This window comes from Nitratireductor alexandrii (assembly GCF_004000215.1).
GTDB lineage: Bacteria > Pseudomonadota > Alphaproteobacteria > Rhizobiales > Rhizobiaceae > Mangrovimarina > Mangrovimarina alexandrii.
In genome coordinates this window covers 260,424-277,931 of record NZ_RBVY01000008.1, presented here as the reverse complement: position 1 = coordinate 277,931, position 17,508 = coordinate 260,424, and the positions used below count along the sequence as shown (strand labels likewise).

The 17,508-nt window shown below is 63.3% G+C and carries 20 protein-coding genes and 5 pseudogenes; 8 read left to right on the top strand and 17 right to left on the bottom strand.

What is annotated here, in order from left to right; genetic code table 11:
* Window positions 1–658, top strand: a pseudogene (gene istB, locus EP380_RS18520) (IS21-like element helper ATPase IstB); the annotation flags it as partial.
* Window positions 659–846: 188 nt separating this feature from the next.
* Here the strand turns inward: istB and EP380_RS18515 are convergent.
* The 6 genes from EP380_RS18515 to EP380_RS18490 all read right to left on the bottom strand — a co-directional run bounded on the left by EP380_RS18515 (window position 847) and on the right by EP380_RS18490 (window position 7,364).
* The gene (locus EP380_RS18515; protein ID WP_127599899.1) at window positions 847–1,365 is read right to left on the bottom strand and encodes a TRAP transporter small permease; all 519 of its coding nucleotides are present in this window, start codon (window positions 1,363–1,365) and stop codon (window positions 847–849) included.
* A 22-nt stretch (window positions 1,366–1,387) separates the two neighbouring features.
* Window positions 1,388–2,383, bottom strand: coding sequence for a TRAP transporter substrate-binding protein (locus EP380_RS18510; protein ID WP_238719923.1), 996 nt, complete (start codon window positions 2,381–2,383; stop codon window positions 1,388–1,390).
* Window positions 2,384–2,404: 21 nt separating this feature from the next.
* Window positions 2,405–3,688 carry a TRAP transporter large permease gene (locus tag EP380_RS18505; protein ID WP_127599897.1) on the bottom strand — a complete coding sequence of 428 codons (1,284 nt, stop codon included), beginning with the start codon at window positions 3,686–3,688 and terminating at the stop codon, window positions 2,405–2,407.
* 8 nt (window positions 3,689–3,696) lie between these two features.
* Window positions 3,697–5,214 (bottom strand): amidase, encoded by a 1,518-nt coding sequence (locus EP380_RS18500; RefSeq protein ID WP_127599895.1) that lies wholly within the window; start codon window positions 5,212–5,214, stop codon window positions 3,697–3,699.
* A gap of 144 nt (window positions 5,215–5,358) precedes the next feature.
* Complete coding sequence (locus EP380_RS18495; protein ID WP_127599893.1) at window positions 5,359–6,327, bottom strand: LysR family transcriptional regulator; 969 nt, start codon at window positions 6,325–6,327, stop codon at window positions 5,359–5,361.
* A 224-nt stretch (window positions 6,328–6,551) separates the two neighbouring features.
* Complete coding sequence (locus EP380_RS18490; protein WP_127599891.1) at window positions 6,552–7,364, bottom strand: IS5 family transposase; 813 nt, start codon at window positions 7,362–7,364, stop codon at window positions 6,552–6,554.
* A gap of 224 nt (window positions 7,365–7,588) precedes the next feature.
* On the opposite strand from EP380_RS18490, the gene EP380_RS18485 reads away from it, so the two are divergent.
* The 5 genes and pseudogenes from EP380_RS18485 to EP380_RS18465 form a co-directional block, all read left to right on the top strand.
* A complete protein-coding gene (locus tag EP380_RS18485) occupies window positions 7,589–7,999 on the top strand; it encodes a hypothetical protein (protein ID WP_127599889.1) in 411 nt (136 codons plus the stop codon).
* Entirely contained in the window at window positions 7,999–8,223 is a 225-nt protein-coding gene (locus EP380_RS18480) for a helix-turn-helix transcriptional regulator (protein WP_127599887.1), read from the top strand. Before EP380_RS18485 ends, EP380_RS18480 begins: the two co-directional genes overlap by 1 nt.
* Window positions 8,223–8,546: a DMT family transporter gene (locus tag EP380_RS18475; RefSeq protein WP_127599885.1), complete on the top strand. Its 324-nt coding sequence runs from the start codon at window positions 8,223–8,225 to the stop codon at window positions 8,544–8,546. The genes EP380_RS18480 and EP380_RS18475 overlap by 1 nt, the downstream gene beginning before the upstream one ends.
* Window positions 8,547–8,820: 274 nt before the next feature.
* A pseudogene (locus EP380_RS18470) lies at window positions 8,821–8,946 on the top strand (zincin-like metallopeptidase domain-containing protein); the annotation flags it as partial.
* 5 nt (window positions 8,947–8,951) lie between these two features.
* A pseudogene (locus EP380_RS18465) lies at window positions 8,952–9,389 on the top strand (IS630 family transposase); the annotation flags it as partial.
* Here the strand turns inward: EP380_RS18465 and EP380_RS24025 are convergent.
* Together EP380_RS24025 and EP380_RS18455 are read right to left on the bottom strand one after the other, a co-directional pair.
* Window positions 9,386–9,823 (bottom strand): annotated as a pseudogene (locus EP380_RS24025) (hypothetical protein); the annotation flags it as partial. The pseudogenes EP380_RS18465 and EP380_RS24025 sit on opposite strands and share 4 nt — an antisense overlap.
* A gap of 24 nt (window positions 9,824–9,847) precedes the next feature.
* Window positions 9,848–10,794, bottom strand: a protein-coding gene (locus tag EP380_RS18455) for an IS630 family transposase (protein ID WP_127599880.1) whose coding sequence is annotated in 2 segments (ribosomal slippage) — window positions 9,848–10,455 and window positions 10,455–10,794 — 948 coding nt in all. Because the reading frame shifts where the segments join, the coding sequence is not laid out codon by codon here.
* Window positions 10,795–10,885: 91 nt separating this feature from the next.
* Here EP380_RS18455 and EP380_RS23785 point away from each other — a divergent pair.
* Window positions 10,886–11,758 (top strand): annotated as a pseudogene (locus tag EP380_RS23785) (transposase); the annotation flags it as partial.
* 207 nt (window positions 11,759–11,965) lie between these two features.
* Here the strand turns inward: EP380_RS23785 and EP380_RS18440 are convergent.
* From EP380_RS18440 to EP380_RS24015, 8 genes are all read right to left on the bottom strand, one after another.
* Window positions 11,966–12,214 (bottom strand): hypothetical protein, encoded by a 249-nt coding sequence (locus EP380_RS18440; protein WP_106572909.1) that lies wholly within the window; start codon window positions 12,212–12,214, stop codon window positions 11,966–11,968.
* Window positions 12,215–12,323: 109 nt separating this feature from the next.
* Entirely contained in the window at window positions 12,324–12,836 is a 513-nt protein-coding gene (locus tag EP380_RS18435; RefSeq protein ID WP_106572908.1) for a Dps family protein, read from the bottom strand.
* Between the two features lie 111 nt (window positions 12,837–12,947).
* Complete coding sequence (locus EP380_RS18430) at window positions 12,948–13,292, bottom strand: ElaB/YgaM/YqjD family protein (protein WP_127599874.1); 345 nt, start codon at window positions 13,290–13,292, stop codon at window positions 12,948–12,950.
* Between the two features lie 98 nt (window positions 13,293–13,390).
* Window positions 13,391–14,185: a PhzF family phenazine biosynthesis protein gene (locus EP380_RS18425; RefSeq protein ID WP_338036308.1), complete on the bottom strand. Its 795-nt coding sequence runs from the start codon at window positions 14,183–14,185 to the stop codon at window positions 13,391–13,393.
* Between the two features lie 66 nt (window positions 14,186–14,251).
* A complete protein-coding gene (locus EP380_RS18420) occupies window positions 14,252–14,971 on the bottom strand; it encodes a class I SAM-dependent methyltransferase (RefSeq protein WP_127599870.1) in 720 nt (239 codons plus the stop codon).
* 79 nt (window positions 14,972–15,050) lie between these two features.
* Window positions 15,051–15,647: a LysE family translocator gene (locus tag EP380_RS18415; protein ID WP_127599868.1), complete on the bottom strand. Its 597-nt coding sequence runs from the start codon at window positions 15,645–15,647 to the stop codon at window positions 15,051–15,053.
* A 427-nt stretch (window positions 15,648–16,074) separates the two neighbouring features.
* Entirely contained in the window at window positions 16,075–16,458 is a 384-nt protein-coding gene (locus EP380_RS24020) for a DDE-type integrase/transposase/recombinase (protein WP_164749912.1), read from the bottom strand.
* Window positions 16,403–16,639 (bottom strand): hypothetical protein, encoded by a 237-nt coding sequence (locus EP380_RS24015; protein ID WP_476739144.1) that lies wholly within the window; start codon window positions 16,637–16,639, stop codon window positions 16,403–16,405. Before EP380_RS24015 ends, EP380_RS24020 begins: the two co-directional genes overlap by 56 nt.
* Between EP380_RS24015 and EP380_RS23780 the strand changes: the two genes are divergently transcribed.
* Window positions 16,610–16,969 (top strand): hypothetical protein, encoded by a 360-nt coding sequence (locus EP380_RS23780; RefSeq protein WP_238719922.1) that lies wholly within the window; start codon window positions 16,610–16,612, stop codon window positions 16,967–16,969. The two genes, EP380_RS24015 and EP380_RS23780, sit on opposite strands and share 30 nt — an antisense overlap.
* A gap of 226 nt (window positions 16,970–17,195) precedes the next feature.
* On the opposite strand, the gene rpsU is transcribed toward EP380_RS23780, so the two are convergent.
* Complete coding sequence (gene rpsU / locus EP380_RS18395) at window positions 17,196–17,489, bottom strand: 30S ribosomal protein S21 (protein WP_106572964.1); 294 nt, start codon at window positions 17,487–17,489, stop codon at window positions 17,196–17,198.
* Between the last annotated feature and the right edge of the window lie 19 nt (window positions 17,490–17,508).

The following is a 17,508-nucleotide window of genomic DNA, read 5'->3' as shown; positions in this document are numbered from 1 at the left end:
GGACTCTCCAAACAACTGGAGGGACGTCAGGGCTCAGGTCACTTGGCGACCGGGAACGGCGGATGGTCGAGCGCCGCATCAAGGCCGCGAAGTTCCCGGCCGCCAAAAGCCTCGACAGCTTCGACTTTGCCGCCATCCCGAAACTCAACAAGATGCTGGTGATGGAACTGGCGCGCTGCGAATGGATCGAACGCCGCGAGAACGTCATCGCGCTCGGACCCAGCGGCACAGGCAAGACCCATGTTGCGATCGGCCTCGGCCTGGCAGCCTGCCAGAAGGGATTGTCCGTCGGCTTCACCACGGCTGCCGCGCTCGTCAGCGAGATGATGGAGGCGCGAGACGACCGCACCTTCTGCGCTTCCAGAAGCAGATGGCGGGCTACAAGCTGCTCATCATCGACGAACTGGGCTTCGTGCCGCTCTCCAAGACCGGAGCGGAGCTGTTGTTCGAGCTGATCTCGCAGCGTTACGAGCGTGGTTCCACCCTGATCACCAGCAATCTGCCCTTCGACGAATGGACCGAAACCTTCGGTTCCGAGCGTCTCACCCGCGCGCTCCTCGACCGGCTGACCCATCAGGTCAGCATCCTTGAGATGAATGGCGACAGCTACCGACTGGCGCAAAACCAAGCGCGAAAAAGCACCACCCCTCACCAATAAGATCGCCGAAGCTGCAACCGGGAAACTCTGGTCGGGCTATGCCCTCCCGACGTTCCCCACTCGCAGCGCCAGGTGGCCTACTTTTTCGCCGCCCAATGGCCGACTTTTACTCCGCCGTTGACAGAAGAATACCGGGTGGTCAGACGATTCTGCTGAAACTCGTCATGGCCAGCGCGGTTAAAAATCTGTCATGTCTCATTCAAATGGCAGTAGGGCGTTCCGAACGCGCGCGCTGCCAGATGAATCAGGATGATGATGGCGCAAAGCGGAACCGATACCGCAACCCAAACGATGGGAATACCCAATGTGTCGGTCTGCACGAGGTATTGTCTTACCAAAAAACCGCGCGCGGCCGACCCGCTTACGCCGATAAAGGAGTAGTAGATCACCGGCCCCAGGAAGGTTACGACCGCAATGGCGCGGAGCGCCTCGCCAAGCCAGCCGAGCGGATGCGGGCGCTCCGGAAACACGCTTTTCATTAGGACCGCGTCCATCCGGGTCTTGAATGACATGGTGGCTCCGAGAAGGCCCAACCAGATCATCGTGTAGCGCGCGACTTCTTCCGCCCAGGCGGGCGGCGAGTTGAGGGCATAGCGGCTGACAACCTGGAACATCACGACCAGGAACATCACCGAAAGGCAGAGGATGACAGCCATGCGGACAACCCTGTGCAGGCCGTCACTGAGCAGAAGAAGGACGCGCGCCATTGTTTACTCCTCGACGGCCGCCTCAGCGTGCCGCTTTCGAGGTTTCAACCCAGAAATCGGCGGCTTCCTGGTCCAACAGACCAGAGGACCAGACCGGGCGCGACATTTCGCGGAACAGGTCGCGATTCTCGTCCGAGATCGCCGTTATCGTCACGCCCGCCTTCTCGAGCGCCTTCATCGACGCGTCGCGCGCGGTGACCTGCCACGCGCGCGTGGCGACGGTTCCGGCCTTGATCGCGGCGTCCACCGTGGCCTGTTCGGCATCGCTCAGGCCTTGATACCAGCTGCGCGAGATGATCACCGCCCGCAGCGGCAGGGTGACGCGCACATCACTGAAGTATTTCACGAAATCGGTATGTCCGAAGACGATCGGCACCAGCGGTGTCTGCAGGTAGCCATCCACGATCCCGGTTTGCAGGGCGGTCGGCACCTCGCCCCAGGAAACGACGGTCGCAGAGGTTCCCCAAGCTTCGAAAATCTTGACATGGCTTTCATCGAGGGCGCGCATGCGCAGGTCGGACAGGTCGGCGGGCTTTTCCACGACATGGCGCGTGTTGAAAATTCCCATCGCGCGCCCGAGGGGCACCAGCGCGGCAAGCATGATGTCAGCTTTGGCAACGCGTTCGTTGACTTTGCTCAGAACGTCCCCGGCTTCGAGGGTGCGGTCCATGTGGCCGAGGTCATCGAAGATGAAGGGTAGCCGGACCCCGTAGATCAGGGGGGCGATGCTGCCAACGGATTTCACGTTAGAAAGGGAGACCTGGATCAAACCGGTCGACACCTGGTCGAGCACTTCCGCCTCTCCGCCGACGGCACCGCGCGGCAGTTCGCGCACGTCCATGCCATCCTGCTTGAGGCGTTCGGCGAAGGCATGCGCCCAGACGTAGGAGCCCGAGCGCTCCAGGTCCGCGGGTCCGTCGAGCGCGATCTGCACGTCGGCGGCCTGTGCCCCCGTGGCAAGCGACAGCGCCGTCACGGCGGCGGCGCCCATATATGCGATATTCTTCAGAACCGACATTTGAATCCTCCTGTTCATGGGTCAGTTGACGCTCAGACCGACAAGCCGTGGCAGAAACAGGCTTATTTCGGGCTGGATGACGAGCAGCAGCAGAACGACAATCTGCACTACGATGAATGGCAGAACGGCTCGGGCCAGCTTCCAGTACCCGATCCCGGTGATGGCCGACACGACCACCAGCCCTTTGCCCAGGGGTGGCGTAACGAGGCCGATACAAAGGTTGAAGCACAGCACGACGCCGAGATGGACCGAGCTGATGCCCTGGGCCAGCGCCACGGGCACCATCAGAGGAACCAGAAGCGTGAGCGCAACGGGCGTGTCCATGAACATACCCGAGATGAGGAACAGCACGACCAGGAACAGCAGGTACCCGGTTCCCGTCAGGCCAAGCTGCTCCACCCAGGCCCCGAGAAGCGTGGGCCAGCCGGCAAGGCCCGACAGGTACCCCAGAACGGAGATTGCGCAGAAGATGATGAAGATCATCCCCGTGAGCTTCGCGCTCGCCTCCATCGCCTCAGTCAGCACCGCGAGGGTCAGCTCGCGATAGTAAAGCCCCATCAGAAGCGCCATCAGAACCGCGATCGCAGCGCCTTCGGTGGGCGTGGCAAGGCCGAAAACCAGGCTTCCGATGATCACCGCGGGCAACAGCAGCGCCGGCGCCGCCGCGCGCAGGCTGGGCCAGAAGGCGGGTATCTCGGTATTCTGCCCTCCCGGATGGCCGGCGCGCCTTGCCGCGTAGGCGTTGTAGCCAAGCAGAGCGAAGGTCAGCAGAAGCCCCGGCAGCACCCCGGCGACGAACAGTGCGGCCACGGATGTTTCCACCAGCCCACCATAGATGATCATGATGATCGAGGGCGGCACGATGGGGCCGATCATGGACGAGGCGACCGTGATCGCCCCGGCATAGGCGGGCGGGTAGCCGCGCGCCACCATCTCGGGGACGAAAGCGCGCGACAGCGCCGCCGAATCGGCCACGGCCGACCCCGAGATGCCCGCGAAGAAAAGGCTGGTCAGGATGTTGACATGTCCCAGGCCGCCACGCAGACGCCCGACGATGGCCATCGCGAAATCGATGAGCGCGCGCGTCACCCCGGTGCGGGACATCAATTCCGCCGTGAGGATGAAAAGTGGAAGCGACATGTAGGCAAAGACGTCGAGCTGCGAAAATACCCGCTGCGGCAGGATCGACAGGTAGGGCGCGTACCCCATCGCGACGAACGAGACCACGGAAACCGCGCCGATGATATAGGCGAAGGCGGTTCCGCTGATCAGCAGCAGCGCGAATATCGGGATGAGGCTCCACATAGCCGGGCTCAGACCACGTTCAGGGTCGGCCCCGCAACGGGCGCGTCCGAGAAGATCGGCGGATGAGTCACGATCGAGGTCAGCGCGGGCGTGCCGGGACGCAGCGCGTCGGGATCGGGCAGGGGGCGACAACGCAAGGGATCATCGCTCCAGTGATGCTCGATCGCGCGGCCGGCGGCGATAAGGTCGGCATCGCGTGTAGGCTTGCCCAGCATCTGCAACCCGAAGGGCATGCCCCCGCGCGCCTTGCCTGTGGGCAGCGTCAGCGCCGGGCAGTTCAGCAGCGTCGCCCGGTAGGTCAAGGCCAGCCAGCGATAGTAGTTGTCCTGCGCGACCCCGTCGATTTCCATGACAGCCGGCTCGGACCAGGCAAAGGGCGCCACGGGCGCCGTCGGAGTCAGAATGATGTCGAAATCGCGCATCAGGGCATTGTAGCGCCGCAAGAGCCGTGTCTGTTCCAGATGCGCACGGGCGCGCATCTGCAGGGTCATCCCGCGCGCCATCTCGAGATTGGCGGCCACCGCGGGAGAAAGCTGATCCTCGTCCACCTCCATCTCGCCTTCGAAAACGGCAACGAAGGCCTCAGCGCGGCCGGTGTCGAAGCAGCTGTCCATCTCGCCCAGGGCCAAGTCGACCGCCTCGCAACTGGCGACCAGCGGGGCAAGCGAGGCGATGCGATCCCGAAATGCCGCGCGCACCTCGGGGGCGATGGCAAGCCCGCCGAAATCCTCGCTATGGCCCACTCGCAACGCGCCCAGCGGGGGCAAGGGGCCGGCATCGAAACTTGACGCGTCAACCGCAAGGGAAAGCGGGTCATCCGGGTCCGGCCCAAGCGAGGCGCGAAGGAAAAGCGCAAGGTCGTCCATGCTCCGGGCCATGGGGCCGAGCACCGACAGGTTCGACCAGCCTAGTGTGCGGGCGCCATTGGCCACCAGGTTTGCCGTGGGGCGAAAGCCGATTACCCCGCAGAAGGCGGCAGGCAGGCGAAGCGACCCGCCGGTGTCCGAGCCGGTACAGAGCGGCAGCAGGTCTAGCGCCAGCGCGGCCGCGGACCCGCCCGAAGACCCGCCTGCGGTCAGATTGGGATCGAAAGGGTTGCCGGTCGCGCCCCAGACGGGATTGCGGGTGTTCCCGCCCGCGCCCATTTCCGGCACGTTCGTCTTTGCCACCACGATGGCGCCCGCGCGCCGAAGCCGGGCGATCCACGGGCTATCGGCGCCGGGCACGTTTCCCCGAAGGTGGCGCGCGCCGTAGGTCGTGAGCAACCCGGCCGTGTCCTGCAGATCCTTCACCCCGATCGGGATCCCGTCAAGCGGGCCGACCAGCGCACCGGCGGCGTAGCGCGCCGTGGCTGCTTCGGCCGCGATGCGCGCACGTTCGAAATCCGTGGCGGTGATGGCGTTGACCAGCGGGTTCAGGGCGGAAATCCGGGCAATACATGCCTCCAGCACCTCGGAGGGCGTGGTTTCGCGCGCCTTGAACATGCGGATCAACTCGGTCGCCATGCGGGACGTCAGATCGACCATTGCTTCGCCCCTCCACCGGGCGCGTAATCGTCACGGTTCCCGCGCAAGCCTTACAGGTTGGAAATGCCGATGAATAATGAATAGGAAAGACCAGACCATTACCGGAGGTTATAGTTTGGTCACTACCCGCCCTCTCGCTTCGCCCTAGCCGCCATTCGCCCCGAGTTCATCAAGGTTGCGCAAGAGCAGGTTGAGCGTGGCATTGCTCTTGTCCTGGCCGATGCGCCAGAAGCAGCGCGTTTCGAACAGGAGTGCATCGACGCGGATGGGAAGCTCGACCATTTCACCGCGTGCAATATGGGGACGAGTCATCGAGCGGGGAAACAGGGTGATGACCGGCATCTCGCGCAACAGCGCGAGGTTCAGTTGCAGGGAAAGCGACGTGATAACGTTGCGAGGGCTGCGCGTTCCGTTGCGTGTGAAGAAGGCATCGAGTTCCTGGCGCGCGATCGAATCCTGATCCGGCAGTATCCAGGGCCATTGCGTGACTTCATCCCATTCCAGATGGTCCCGCCGGGCCAGGGGATGCCCCGGGTCCGCCACCACGCAAAGCGGCTCGCTCGCCAGCGGGCGCTGCGCGACGCCGGCGATCTCCTGCTCGTGCCAGGTCCGCGCGATCGCGATGTCGATGGCCCCGTTGAGAAGCTTGGGTAATAGTTCGCGAAAATGTCCCTCGGTGACGCTTACCGAAACGTCCGGGGCATTCTGTTTCAACGTGGCGATGGCCTGCGGAAGCATCACAGCCGCGAGAGAAGCGACGGTTCCGATCCGAAGATCGCCAGAAACGCCGAAGCGGACCGCGTCTAATTCCAATTCGGCGCGCTTCAACTGATCCAGAACCGCTTGTGCGTGTTGGGCCAGTCGTTTCCCCGCGGGGGTTAGAAACAGACGGTTGCGCTCACGCACGATAATGGCAATTCCAAGAGAATGCTCCATCTCTGCGAGCTGTTTGGAAACCGCGGGCTGCGTGATCGCCAGCGCGTCTGCTACTTTGGTTACCAACTTTAGCCGCGCCAAAGCTGCCAGGATTCTCAGATGCTGTATCTTCAACCTCTGCCCGAAGAAGCCCTCCTCCTGGGCGGCGGAAGAATAGAGATTATAATTTTCGCTCATCAGCAGGCGATCTCATCTTTCTCAAATTAAATTATCTTCAATTTCCAAGAAACTCCCCTTTTTTACGAATAATCACAGTTCCGGAGGATTTTCTTGGTAGTGAAATTCTTCAACTGAAGCGCTTGCGGAACCAGCGGAAGCCGGCTGTTCCCCGGTCTCGTGCCTTGCGTATACTTGGATATTTCATCCTCCTGAACAGTTCTTAGAGTCCGTGCCGAAACCGCTCATAAGTTTCGTGCGATGCGCCTGACGAGGATCATGATTGCTGCGGCGTAGAGGAATGCGGTGGCGGATTCGATGGTGGCCTCCGCGTCCTTCCATAGCCTGCGGTTGCGGCTGACCCAGGCGAAGACGCGTTCGACCACCCATCGCCTCGGCTGGACGGCGAAGCCGACCTGATCGGGCTTCCGTTTCACGATCTCGACGGCGATGGAGGTGGCTTCCGCGACACGCGGTCCCTGATAGCCTGCGTCTGCGAAGACCTTGCGGACGAAGGGAAACGGTCGCCGCGAGGCCTGCAGAACCGGACCCGCACCATCGCGATCCTGGATGCTTGCAGGGTACGGAAACAGCACCAACGCCCGACCGTCGGTGTCGACCAGCGCGTGACGCTTGCGGCCTTTGATCTTCTTGCCGGCATCATAGCCGTACGGCCCGCCGCTCTCGCAGGTCTTCACACTCTGGCTGTCGATGATCGACGCCGTGGGCGAGGCCTCCCGACCGCAGCGCTCGCGATCCAGCGTCAGCAGTCTGTGGTTGATCTTCTCGAACAGACCCTCGTCGCGGAAGCGACAGAACCACCGGAACACCGTGCTTCTGGGTGGGAAGTCTGACGGCAGCAACGGCCAGCCGATACCGCCGCGCATGACATAGAAGATCGCGTTCATGATCTCGCGCAGGGTCCATTTGCGCGGCCTGCCGGCCTTCGCCGCCACCGGCATCATCGGCGCCATCAAATTCCATTCCCGATCCGTCTGATCGGTTTCGTAACGCAGGCGTTCACGGTTATGCTGGCGACGGGTAGCTGGCGTCCACATTAGGTCTCTCCGAATAGGCTTCGACACCCAATTCGGAAGCACGACCGCGCCAGCTACTCAACCCTTTCGAGACGGGATCTTAGGACCATCTACTCTAAGTCACAGTGTCCGTCAGAAACAGATTTGCTCACCAAAACGCCTCAAAAGTCACGATGTGACCTTGAGGTTACTATTCCATATGCCTAAAGTGAGTAGCTAAGGTTACATGGGTGACGAGGTTTCGTATGGATTCTGCACAGCTTCACACCCTTTCACTTGTCCGCAACGTCGCCTTCGCAGCGACTGGCACCGTCTTGATGGGCTTCGCGGCTGCGGTCCTGTTCGGCGCTCTTGGAGACATCCGACTTGCTGTGTGGTCCGCTGCTGCGGGGGGCGCACTTTTCGTGATTGTCTTTGCCGTCAGCGCTCTCGCCGGTCGCAAGGGAAATCTCGTTCTTTGGGACGAGGCGGTTCAAGCTGACTATGCCCGCTCGCAGCGATGGGCCTACACCCTCGCGATCATCGTCATCTTCCCAGGCATCGCCTTTGCGATATTCGTCGGATTTGATCCATTGAGAGGGTTCGTTGCGTCCGCGCTTACGGTTGGCGCGGTGCAGCTGCTGTTGTTCAGCGTGTTCGATCTGATCGGTCGCTAATGCCAGACCATCCGCAACTCACCAATCGCCTAGCCGAACGGCGTAAAGCCGCCGGGTGGACGCAGGGCGAACTGGCTGAACGAGTCTCGGTCTCGCGCAAGAGCGTGAACACGATCGAAAACGGCATCTTCATTCCGTCCACCGTCCTCGCCCTGAAGCTCGCTGATGCGCTCGATTGCTCAATCCACGACCTGTTCGCATTACCCAACGAAAGGAAAGACTGATGGCGTATCTCTACCTTGTCTGCGCGATCGCGTTGGAAGTCGCGGGCACGTTCTGCCTCAAGCTGTCGAACGGGTTTGCAAACCCGCTTCCCAGCGGACTGGCGTTCATGTTCTACGGCCTGATGAATGTTCCTCTTATTCTGGCACTGAAGCATCTCGACCTCACCATCGTCTATGTCACTTGGTCGGCAATGGGGGTTGTCGCAGCAGTCGCGCTTGGCATCTTTTGGTTCGGCGAGGAAGCAACAGTTCAGCGGATTGCCTTCGCAGCGATCGCGCTCGTCGGCGTGGTGGGACTGAACGCCAGCTTTGCATCGTCGTAACCAGCGTCTCAGCCAAGCGCCCCGTGAATAACCTTGAGGCACACAGCAGACATTCGAAAAACCGCAGCGAACCTCCGCTCCGTCCGCACATCTGATATATGGCCTGACTTCGAGAAAAACGGCATACCATCGGAACATCCGCATTCCTCGAGGCGCTCTGACTATGCCGAATTGTCGCATGGCCGAACGCAGGCATCGCAGCCACGAAACTCGGCCATGCGGCATAATGCGACTTACGGCATAATGCGACTTATGCCGATATCGGCACAAGGTTCACTGGACGGGCGCGAAGAAGCGCTGTGACCGGGAATTCGGCAAGCGGTTCGGCGATCAGGCCTACGCCATGGAAGAACTCGTGGCTGAGCTAGGGGCGGCCTTCCTCTGCGCCGATCTGGGGCTCAGGTCAGATGCCGGGCGGCCGTTCCCCATGGCCATTGGAAGACGACCACCTTCACCGCCGGCCTGCGACTGTCCGGCATGTCCGCAACTATGCTGCTCGACGGTCCGATGAACGGTGCAGCCTTCCTGGCCTATGCCGAGCAGGTTCTCGCGCCCGAGCTTCGCCCCGGCGATGTCGTGGTCATGGACAATTTGCCGGCCCACAAGATCAGCCGTGTGCGCGAGGCCATCGAGAAGGTCGGAGCGCGGCTCCTGTTCCTGCCGCCCTACTCGCCGGACTTCAACCCCATCGAAATGGCTTTCTCGAAGCTCAAAGCCTTGCTCAGAAAGGCCGCCGCGAGAACCGTTGACGAATTGTGGTTATTCGTTGCCGACTGCCTATCCGCCTTCACAGCCGAGGAATGCCGGCACTATTTCGAGGCAGCCGGATATGACCCGGATTAAGTCGAAGCTGCTCTAGGCGAAACGGGCTTTGTCATAACGACGCGTAGAAACCACCCACAGTTGGTGCGACCGAATAGTGACACTGCCATCTTAGCCACGACGCGAAGCGGCCAGGGCCTTGTTTCTAGGAGGTCGTAGAACGGTGACGCGGTGGTATCTATGAATAGTATTTTTAAACCATGGTACTTCGCCATGGCGGAAATCTCTCGGCGGGTATAGGCCTTCGTGCCCTTGCTCTCCATGTGATGGTGAAGAACGTAGGATAGCGAGCGCCACGGTTTCCCCTTCAATAGGGCGAAACGTACCCACCACAGGTAAGTTTGGATTGAGTGTCTGTTGTAAACCATCAGTTTGATCGTCCCGCCCTGCTTGGCAACACGGGCGATCTCAGCAAAGCACTGCTCCATGTCAGGACTGTGATGGATGACACCCCACGAATATACTAGAGCAGATTCGACTTAATCCGGGTCATATCCGGCTGCCTCGAAATAGTGCCGGCATTCCTCGGCTGTGAAGGCGGATAGGCAGTCGGCAACGAATAACCACAATTCGTCAACGGTTCTCGCGGCGGCCTTTCTGAGCAAGGCTTTGAGCTTCGAGAAAGCCATTTCGATCGGGTTGAAGTCCGGCGAGTATGGCGGGAGGAACAGGAGCCGCGCTCCGACCTTCTCGATGGCCTCGCGCACACGGCTGATCTTGTGGGCCGGCAAATTGTCCATGACCACGACATCGCCGGGGCGAAGCTCGGGCGCGAGAACCTGCTCGGCATAGGCCAGGAAGGCTGCACCGTTCATCGGACCGTCGAGCAGCATCGGCGCCGCCATGCCGGACAGTCGCAGGCCGGCGGTGAAGGTGGTCGTCTTCCAATGGCCATGGGGAACGGCCGCTCGGCATCGCTCGCCGCAAGGCGCTCGCCCTCGCAGCCTGGCCATCTTTGTGGATGCCGCGGTCTCGTCGATGAAGATCAGCTTCTCGGGATCGAGATCGAGTTGGCCGTCGAACCAGGCTATGCGGCGGCGAAGGACGTCCGCGCGCTGCTGTTCGGCAGCATGCGCCGACTTTTTTTGAACGTGATGCCGCGCCCGTCGAGGAACAGCCAGACTGTCGAGGGCGCAGCCCGCACGCCGCGCTCGGCGGCAAGGCGCTCGCCGATCTCGGCAAGCGTGATGTCCGGCGCCGCCTCGATCAGGCCCACAATGAAAGCCTCGTGCGCATCGAGCTTCGAGCGCGACGGCTGGCCCTGCTTGCGAGCCTCGGTCTCGCCAGTCTCGCGATAGCGACGATACCACGCCCCCGCCGTCGAGATCCCGATGCGGAAGCGACGCGCCGCCTCCCGTGTCGAAACCCCATCCTCGATCGCCGCAATCACCCGACCGCGAAAGTCGCCGCTCAGGCTCCTCGTCATCTTCACCTCTTGGCAAATCACCAGCGTCAGTGAATCAGACAAACACGACCGCGTGAATCCCAAAACCGACTCTGCGTTCTTCGAAGATGCTCTAGTGTCGCTGACGCTGGCTTTGGGCGAAGTGCCGGTCATGGTAGTTCTGTGGCTGTTCTTGCACGAGAGCGGGACTTCCGATGTCGTCCGCCTCGATCGCGCCGGTGTGCCCGAAGACCACCGTTCCTACAGGACCAAGCCCGAGATCGCGCTGGCCGAGATCAACCGGGTTCGCGCGGCCTTGCCTGAGCCGTCGACATCCCGGTCAAGCAGAAGGTTTATCCCGCCGACGTGGCGATGATCTTCCCCCGTTGCCGCAGCGGCCGCCCGTGCCAGCGGCATATCCCCGATGTGAAGTCGATGACCGCGCAGGCGATGCTGGAGAAAGCCCAATGGCGAACGGTCATTTGGCGGCGCGGCACCAAAGGCTGCCTCTCGGCATGTTTTGCCGCTATCCGGGTCCGGGTTGCAGAAGGCCCACCCCAACGCGTCCGTGATATGGGTGTTCAGCATCTGCCCGGCGAGGAGGTCTGGCTGATCGGTGAGCACCGATCGACTGGCGAGCGCAACTACTACCTCTCCAACTTGCCCGCCGACGCCCCGCTCAAGCAGATCGCGGGTGCCATCAAGGCGGGCTGGGTCTGCGAACAGGTGCATCAGCAGCTCAAGGAGGAACTTGGCATCCACCTCTTTGAGGGGCGCTCATGGATGAGTCTGCCCCGGCACACGCTGATGACGATCATCGATCACACCTTCCTGCAATCTCGCCGCCTCAAACAAGCGGGATAGGAAAAATAATCCTCGGCCCACCGCCCCAACCGAGCCTACCCGCCGTCAAGCAAGCCATCCTCACCGCGCTCGCGCAGCCGCCCTCCCCAGCCGCCGGCCCCACTCCCGCACAAGCCTCTCCGCCAAAAATATTCCAAAGTAGTGATAGGATCTGTTTGCTTTCCGCGAAATCGCAGACCCGCCCTAACTCATTGTTCTACCGCGTTTGCGAACGGCGAACCGGCTTCCACTTCGCCTGCAAACGCCAAGCCTGGCCGTTTGCAGCGGCCAGGACAGACGAATGCCCGGCGGCCGTCCGGTCGCCGCCGGGGCGTTGATGGGCGTCGACAGGCATCGATCGCGGCAAACGTCAGAGCGTCGCCGCGCCCTTGTCCTCGCGCGAAACCGTCTTGACCCCGAGCCGCTGCAGGGCGAGCTCGATTTCGTGCAGATCGTCGTTCAGGCCGTCATCGGCGATCATATCGGCCTCGGTCGCCGCGCGCTGCCTGTCGCGGGCCTCGCGGCGCAGCGCCTCCAGGCGTGAAATCCGCTCGTCCCGGCCCAGGCTCTCGTCGGCCAGGATGGCGCGCATTTCGGTTTGCATCGCTGTCTCGCTCATGAGTTGCCTCGCTGCCTTCCCGTGGATCGGCGCCCGCGCCGCGCAGGGTGCGGGCGCGGGCGCGGGCGGTGTGGTTTTGACCGGCGCGCACCGAGCGCGGCCCGGTGCCTCAGTCGGCGACGGTCGCCCGCAGCATCCAGATCGCCTTCTCGTGGAAGGTGAGGCGCTCGGTCAGCATGTCTTCGGTCACCACGTCGTCGGCGTCGCCGGCCTTGGACGCCGCCTTGCGCAATTCGCGCGCCGCCGCCTCGTGATCCTTGATCAGATCCTTTATCATGGCGATCGCGGAGGTGTGATCCACATCGCCCGACGCGGGTGCGAAGCCCGCCGCCTTGCCGAGCCCGGCCGGGGCCAGGTGACCGAGCGCTCTGATCCGCTCGGCGATGACGTCGGTGGCCGAAAACAGCGCGTTATAGTGCTCCTCGGTCAGGTCGTGCAGCGGCTTGAACAGCGGCCCGACGACGTTCCAGTGATAAAGATGGCTCTTGACGGTGAGCTGGTATGTCGATGCCAGGATCGACGTCAGCGCTTCGGCCATGTCGGCGCGATAGGCGTCGTCGAGGCCGGTATTGATCTGTTCCTGATGGGCTTCCGGTTTCAAAACCGTGGCGACCTGGGCCATGTCTGTCTCCTTTCATCTTTCATCGAGCACGCAGACCGCGCGGATGCGGCCTGCCGATGGGATTTCGAAAACTATGCGGCCGGATGCGCCGTCGGCGCGGCCGCGCGTCTGCTACGGCCGCCTGGCCGCGAGGGCGAGCAGGAAACCGGCGCCGGCCGCCAGGCCGAGCGCGCGCCAGGGGCTGCGCTTGACGCCCGCCTTCAGCTTGCGCTCAAGCAACTCGATGTCGGTGCGCAGCATATTGACGGCTTCATGGGGCAGCGCGGCGACCGCGTCGCCCGTGCGAGCCACACGGCTTTTCGCCGTGCCGGCCGTGTGCGCCCCGAGCGCGCCGATCGTCTTGGCGAGTTCGGAAATGTCGGACTTCAGCTGCGCGATCTGTTCCTCGAGCTGTTCGGCCGAGGGGGGAGCGGAGCCGTTGCCGGTTCTGCTGGCGGCGCTTCTGGATTGTGCCATGTCGTGCCTCCTTTCGCCCTTGAAAACGCCCGACCGGCACGAATGTTCCGACCGGACGCAACGGCGACGTTGGCGGCGCCGGGCGCGGTGGCGCGTGGTCAAAACCCGGCGCCGTCTCCGAGATCGATCTCGGCCGTCATGAATGTCACGGCCTGGCCGGCAATCAACACCCGCTCGCCGTCGAGCAGGCAGGCAAGGCGGCCGCCGCGCCGCGACGCCTGGAAGGCCGCCAGCCGCGGCTTGCCGAGGCGTTCGGCCCAGTAGGGCACAAGCGTGGCGTGGATCGAGCCGGTCACCGGATCCTCGGGAATGCCGGCGCCGGGCGCGAAATAGCGCGACACGAAATCGTGCGCGCCGCCCTTGGCGGTGATCGCCAGGCCCATCGGGAACAGGCGCGCGATCCGGGCGAGGTCGGGAACGAAGCTGCGCACCGCCGTCTCGTCCTCGAGCTCGGCGAAAATGTTCTCGAAATTTCGGAAGACCGCGACGGGCGCCCGGTCGAAGACCCCGTCGAGTGCGTCCGGCAAGGCCGTCAGCGGTTGCGGGTCGAAGCGCGGCAGATCGAGCCGGTAGCCGTCCTCGCCGCGGGTCACGCGTAAGGTTCCCGCGCGCGTTGAAAAGCGCAGCGGCCCCGTCGTTGGGCGCCGGCTGAAAAGCACATGCGCGGTCGCCAGCGTGGCATGCCCGCAAAAATCCACTTCGTGAACCGGGCTGAACCAGCGCAGCTTCCAGCGCTCCGGCGACCCGTCCGGGCAGGCGAACGCCGTTTCGGCCAGATTGTTCTCGTCCGCGATCGCCTGCATGAGCGGGTCCGGCGGCCAGCGTTCCAAAACCAGGACCGCGGCCGGATTGCCGCCGAACACACGGTCGGAGAAGGCATCGACCTGATACATCAACATCGCCGGTGTTCTCCGTGGTCGCGGTCCAGCCATGCCAGGTCGGGGAGCGGTTTCATAGGCTCACGCCGCCCGCGACGTCGCGCCAGGGCCCGGGCCGGCGGCCCGTCTGCAGATCAGGATCAGCGACAGCGGATCGCCGCCATCCGCCCCCACCGGCTCGACGATCTCGACCACGGCCAGCCCGGCCGTGCCCAGTTCGCCGGTCCACGACGCAAGCGTGCGGAAGTACCAGGGCATCGCGTCCCAGGCCTCGCCGCCGAGAGCGGCGAAGGTCTCCGTTTGCCAGCCGTCGCGATAGCGCCCGCCGGGACGGCTTTGCCAGGGATGCAGGGTCTGGATGACGATCGCCCCGCCGGGCGCCAGCGCGGACGTGAGCGCTGCAAGCAGCGGCGAGAGGGCCTGGCCGAAAAGCGCGAAATTGCAGGCGATCAGGTCGACCGCCTCCGGCAGGCGCGCGGGCTCGGCGATGATCGCCTCGTAGGACAGGTGGAGATAGGTCGAGCCGGGGTCGAGACGCCGCGCGGTCTCGACCAGATCGCGGCTTCCGTCGGCGCCGACGACCCGGCAGCCCAGGCGCTCGACGAGCGCCCGCGTCAGCCAGCCCTCGCCGCAACCCAGGTCGAGCACGCGCCGCGGCCGCAGCCGGGCGATCGTCTCCACCATCGCCCGGTCGGTGCCGGCGCGTCTGCTTGCGATCCGGTTTTCGGCGATCGCCCGCGACCACGCGCCGGCATTGCGCTCCCAACTGCTCGCGATCTCCCTCTCCCGATCGTACGTCATCGGCAAATCCCGGTCTCGCCTCGGCGGGCGGCGGCTGAAAACCCGCCCCCTCGCGCGGGGAGCGGCCTGGCCGCGCAGCCTATCGCAGCATCATCCAGACCGCCACCGCGGCCAGAACGGTGGCGAAGATCAGGTTGATCGCCCTGGAACTCGATTCCCGGCGCAGGCGCGCCGCGATGCGCTCGCCGACCGCGGTCCAGGCCAGGAAGGCGGCGAGATTGTTCAGGGTGAAGACGGTGGCGATCCACAGGACCAGCATGGTGCGATTGCCCTGCGCCTCGCTCAGGAACTGCGTGAACATCAGCGCGATGATCAGATAGGCCTTCGGATTGAGCGCCAGCAAAATGACGCCGTCGAGGAAGCCGGCAGGGCGGGCTTCCTGCACGCCCGCGATGAGGCCGGCCCGCAAAAAGGTCCACGCCAGAGAGAAAACGTAGGCCGCGCCGACCCATTTTATCGCCAAGAAAAGCCCGGGCGCGTGTCGGATGGCGACCGCGAACCCGAAACCGATCGCAACCGTCACCAGCCAGGTTGCGACATGGTAGCCGGTCGTGGCGGGCAGGGTGGCGCGCACCCCGAAGCGCGCGCCGTAGGCGGCAAAAAACATGTTGCCGGGGCCGGGACTGTAGGCGAGCGGGAAGAGAAAGACGACAAGCGCCACCGTCAATTCGATCATGCAGGAAGCCTCTTGAGACGCGAGCGACCCTGCGACGGCGGCGCGCACCCTGCCACCCGTTTCCTGCGAGCCGCCACAGCGGCGCGTTGCCACCGGCAACAAGCCGGGTGGGAAGCCTGAGCCGCTCGCCTGGATCGGCTGACTTTAAGGTTGACCTGAACTCTGACTTGAAGAGCTTCTGTCTTTGATACCCCCAAGGCGAAGAAAATTGTGGGTGTCCGGCCATGAGCGTGCTCAGTCCAGCCATTACCGGCCGTGCCGTCCTTCATCTGAGCGTCTCAACCGCCAGAAGGCCAAGCATGACATTTCGATTCCTAGCTAGAAGCGGCAGAGCTAAGCCTATCGCGAGCAACGCGGCTAGCAGCTTGTCGAGACTCCGTTGAACCGGGTGCATCGGCGATAAACGGCAAGCGCCCCGAGTTCCACGTCACGAGGCTGGCCAAGAACCGCGTTTAGTCACCGATCCTGTCTCCCAGGCGTGCAGGAAGACGTACTCGTATTTCAGGGTGCGCCACAGCCTCTCGATAAAGATGTTGTCCAGGAACCGGCCTCGCCCATCCATCGAGATACGCACGCCGGATCGGCGGAGCCGATCGGTCCAGGCGAAGGACGTGTACTGAGATCCTTGATCGGTATTCATTATCTCGGCCGGGCCGAACTTGTGGATGGCCTCGTTCAACGCTCTGACACAGAAGTCGGCCGCCTGCGTGTTCGAGATGCGCCAGGTAGAACCTTGCGAGTGTGCCAGTCCATGACTACCACCAGGTAGAGGAACCTGCGGAGCATGGACAGATAAGTGATGTCCAAGCACCAGACCTGGTTCGGGCGATCCACGCGCAGGCCTCTGAGCAGGCAGGGAAAGGTCTTGCGCCCTTTGCTGGCCTGCTTGTGTTGGGCTTCTGGAAGATCGGCATAAGCCCTATCAGGCGCATCAGCCGCCGGATACGCTTCTCGTCCACCGAGTGGCCGTCGTTTCGCAAGTGCCAGGTCATCTGCCGGACACCGAAGATGGGTGTTTCCAGGAACTGCTCGTCGATCCGCCGCATCAGGTCAAGGTTTTGATCGGTCTCGCCCTTGGGGTGCAGTGGAAGAAGGAGCGTGCGATCGACAGCAGTTTGCACTGCTGCCCGATGGACAGTTCCGGGTGGTCAGGCTCGATCATACCGCGCCTCACTTCCCGCCCAGGGCTTCAGCTTTCGTTCCAAAAAAGAGTTGGCCACCGCCAGCTCCCCAATCTCGGCTTGGAGCTCCTTCACCTGCTCCTCGTCGCTCTCGGGCTTCTTGCGGCCTCCGCGTTCGAACTGACCCACTACCCCCAGTAGGCCCCGCTTCCATTGGTGGATCATAGTCGATACTCTAATCGATTGTTTTAACGCGTTTTTAAACGGCGAGCCGGCTTCCGCTTCGCCTGGAAACGGTTTGGAACCTGCCTGACACCGCCGCGCACGGGTAATCTGGGCGCGTGGGCCCGCGCAACGAAAAACGGGCCGCGGCCTCCGTCCGGGAGGCGCGCGGCCCGATCGATTTTTCAGCCGTAAAAAGGTTGGCTCAGGCCTGATTCGGCGTCGCGGCGGCGCCGGCAGCCTGGGGGCGGGGTGCGCCCGGGCGCACGGGACGCGGCTTCTTCTTCGGTCCGGGCAACAGGCCTTCGCGCTGCGCCAGCTTGCGCGCGGCCTTGCGCGAGCGCCGAACGGCTTCGGCCTTTTCGCGCGCGCGGCGCTGCGACGGCTTCTCGTAGGACCGGCGCGCCTTCATCTCGCGAAACACGCCCTCGCGCTGCATCTTCTTCTTCAGCACCTTGAGCGCCTGCTCGACATTGTTGTCTCTGACAAGTACCTGCAATGGTCTTCCTTCGTCTGCG

Coding starts and splice junctions, on each gene's coding strand:
- EP380_RS18515 (WP_127599899.1), bottom strand. CDS start 1,365: ATGGCGCGCGTCCTTCTTCTGCTCAGTGACGGCCTGCACAGGGTTGTC.
- EP380_RS18510 (WP_238719923.1), bottom strand. CDS start 2,383: ATGTCGGTTCTGAAGAATATCGCATATATGGGCGCCGCCGCCGTGACG.
- EP380_RS18505 (WP_127599897.1), bottom strand. CDS start 3,688: ATGTGGAGCCTCATCCCGATATTCGCGCTGCTGCTGATCAGCGGAACC.
- EP380_RS18500 (WP_127599895.1), bottom strand. CDS start 5,214: ATGGTCGATCTGACGTCCCGCATGGCGACCGAGTTGATCCGCATGTTC.
- EP380_RS18495 (WP_127599893.1), bottom strand. CDS start 6,327: ATGAGCGAAAATTATAATCTCTATTCTTCCGCCGCCCAGGAGGAGGGC.
- EP380_RS18490 (WP_127599891.1), bottom strand. CDS start 7,364: ATGTGGACGCCAGCTACCCGTCGCCAGCATAACCGTGAACGCCTGCGT.
- EP380_RS18485 (WP_127599889.1), top strand. CDS start 7,589: ATGGATTCTGCACAGCTTCACACCCTTTCACTTGTCCGCAACGTCGCC.
- EP380_RS18480 (WP_127599887.1), top strand. CDS start 7,999: ATGCCAGACCATCCGCAACTCACCAATCGCCTAGCCGAACGGCGTAAA.
- EP380_RS18475 (WP_127599885.1), top strand. CDS start 8,223: ATGGCGTATCTCTACCTTGTCTGCGCGATCGCGTTGGAAGTCGCGGGC.
- EP380_RS18440 (WP_106572909.1), bottom strand. CDS start 12,214: ATGAGCGAGACAGCGATGCAAACCGAAATGCGCGCCATCCTGGCCGAC.
- EP380_RS18435 (WP_106572908.1), bottom strand. CDS start 12,836: ATGGCCCAGGTCGCCACGGTTTTGAAACCGGAAGCCCATCAGGAACAG.
- EP380_RS18430 (WP_127599874.1), bottom strand. CDS start 13,292: ATGGCACAATCCAGAAGCGCCGCCAGCAGAACCGGCAACGGCTCCGCT.
- EP380_RS18425 (WP_338036308.1), bottom strand. CDS start 14,185: ATGTATCAGGTCGATGCCTTCTCCGACCGTGTGTTCGGCGGCAATCCG.
- EP380_RS18420 (WP_127599870.1), bottom strand. CDS start 14,971: ATGACGTACGATCGGGAGAGGGAGATCGCGAGCAGTTGGGAGCGCAAT.
- EP380_RS18415 (WP_127599868.1), bottom strand. CDS start 15,647: ATGATCGAATTGACGGTGGCGCTTGTCGTCTTTCTCTTCCCGCTCGCC.
- EP380_RS24015 (WP_476739144.1), bottom strand. CDS start 16,639: ATGACCTGGCACTTGCGAAACGACGGCCACTCGGTGGACGAGAAGCGT.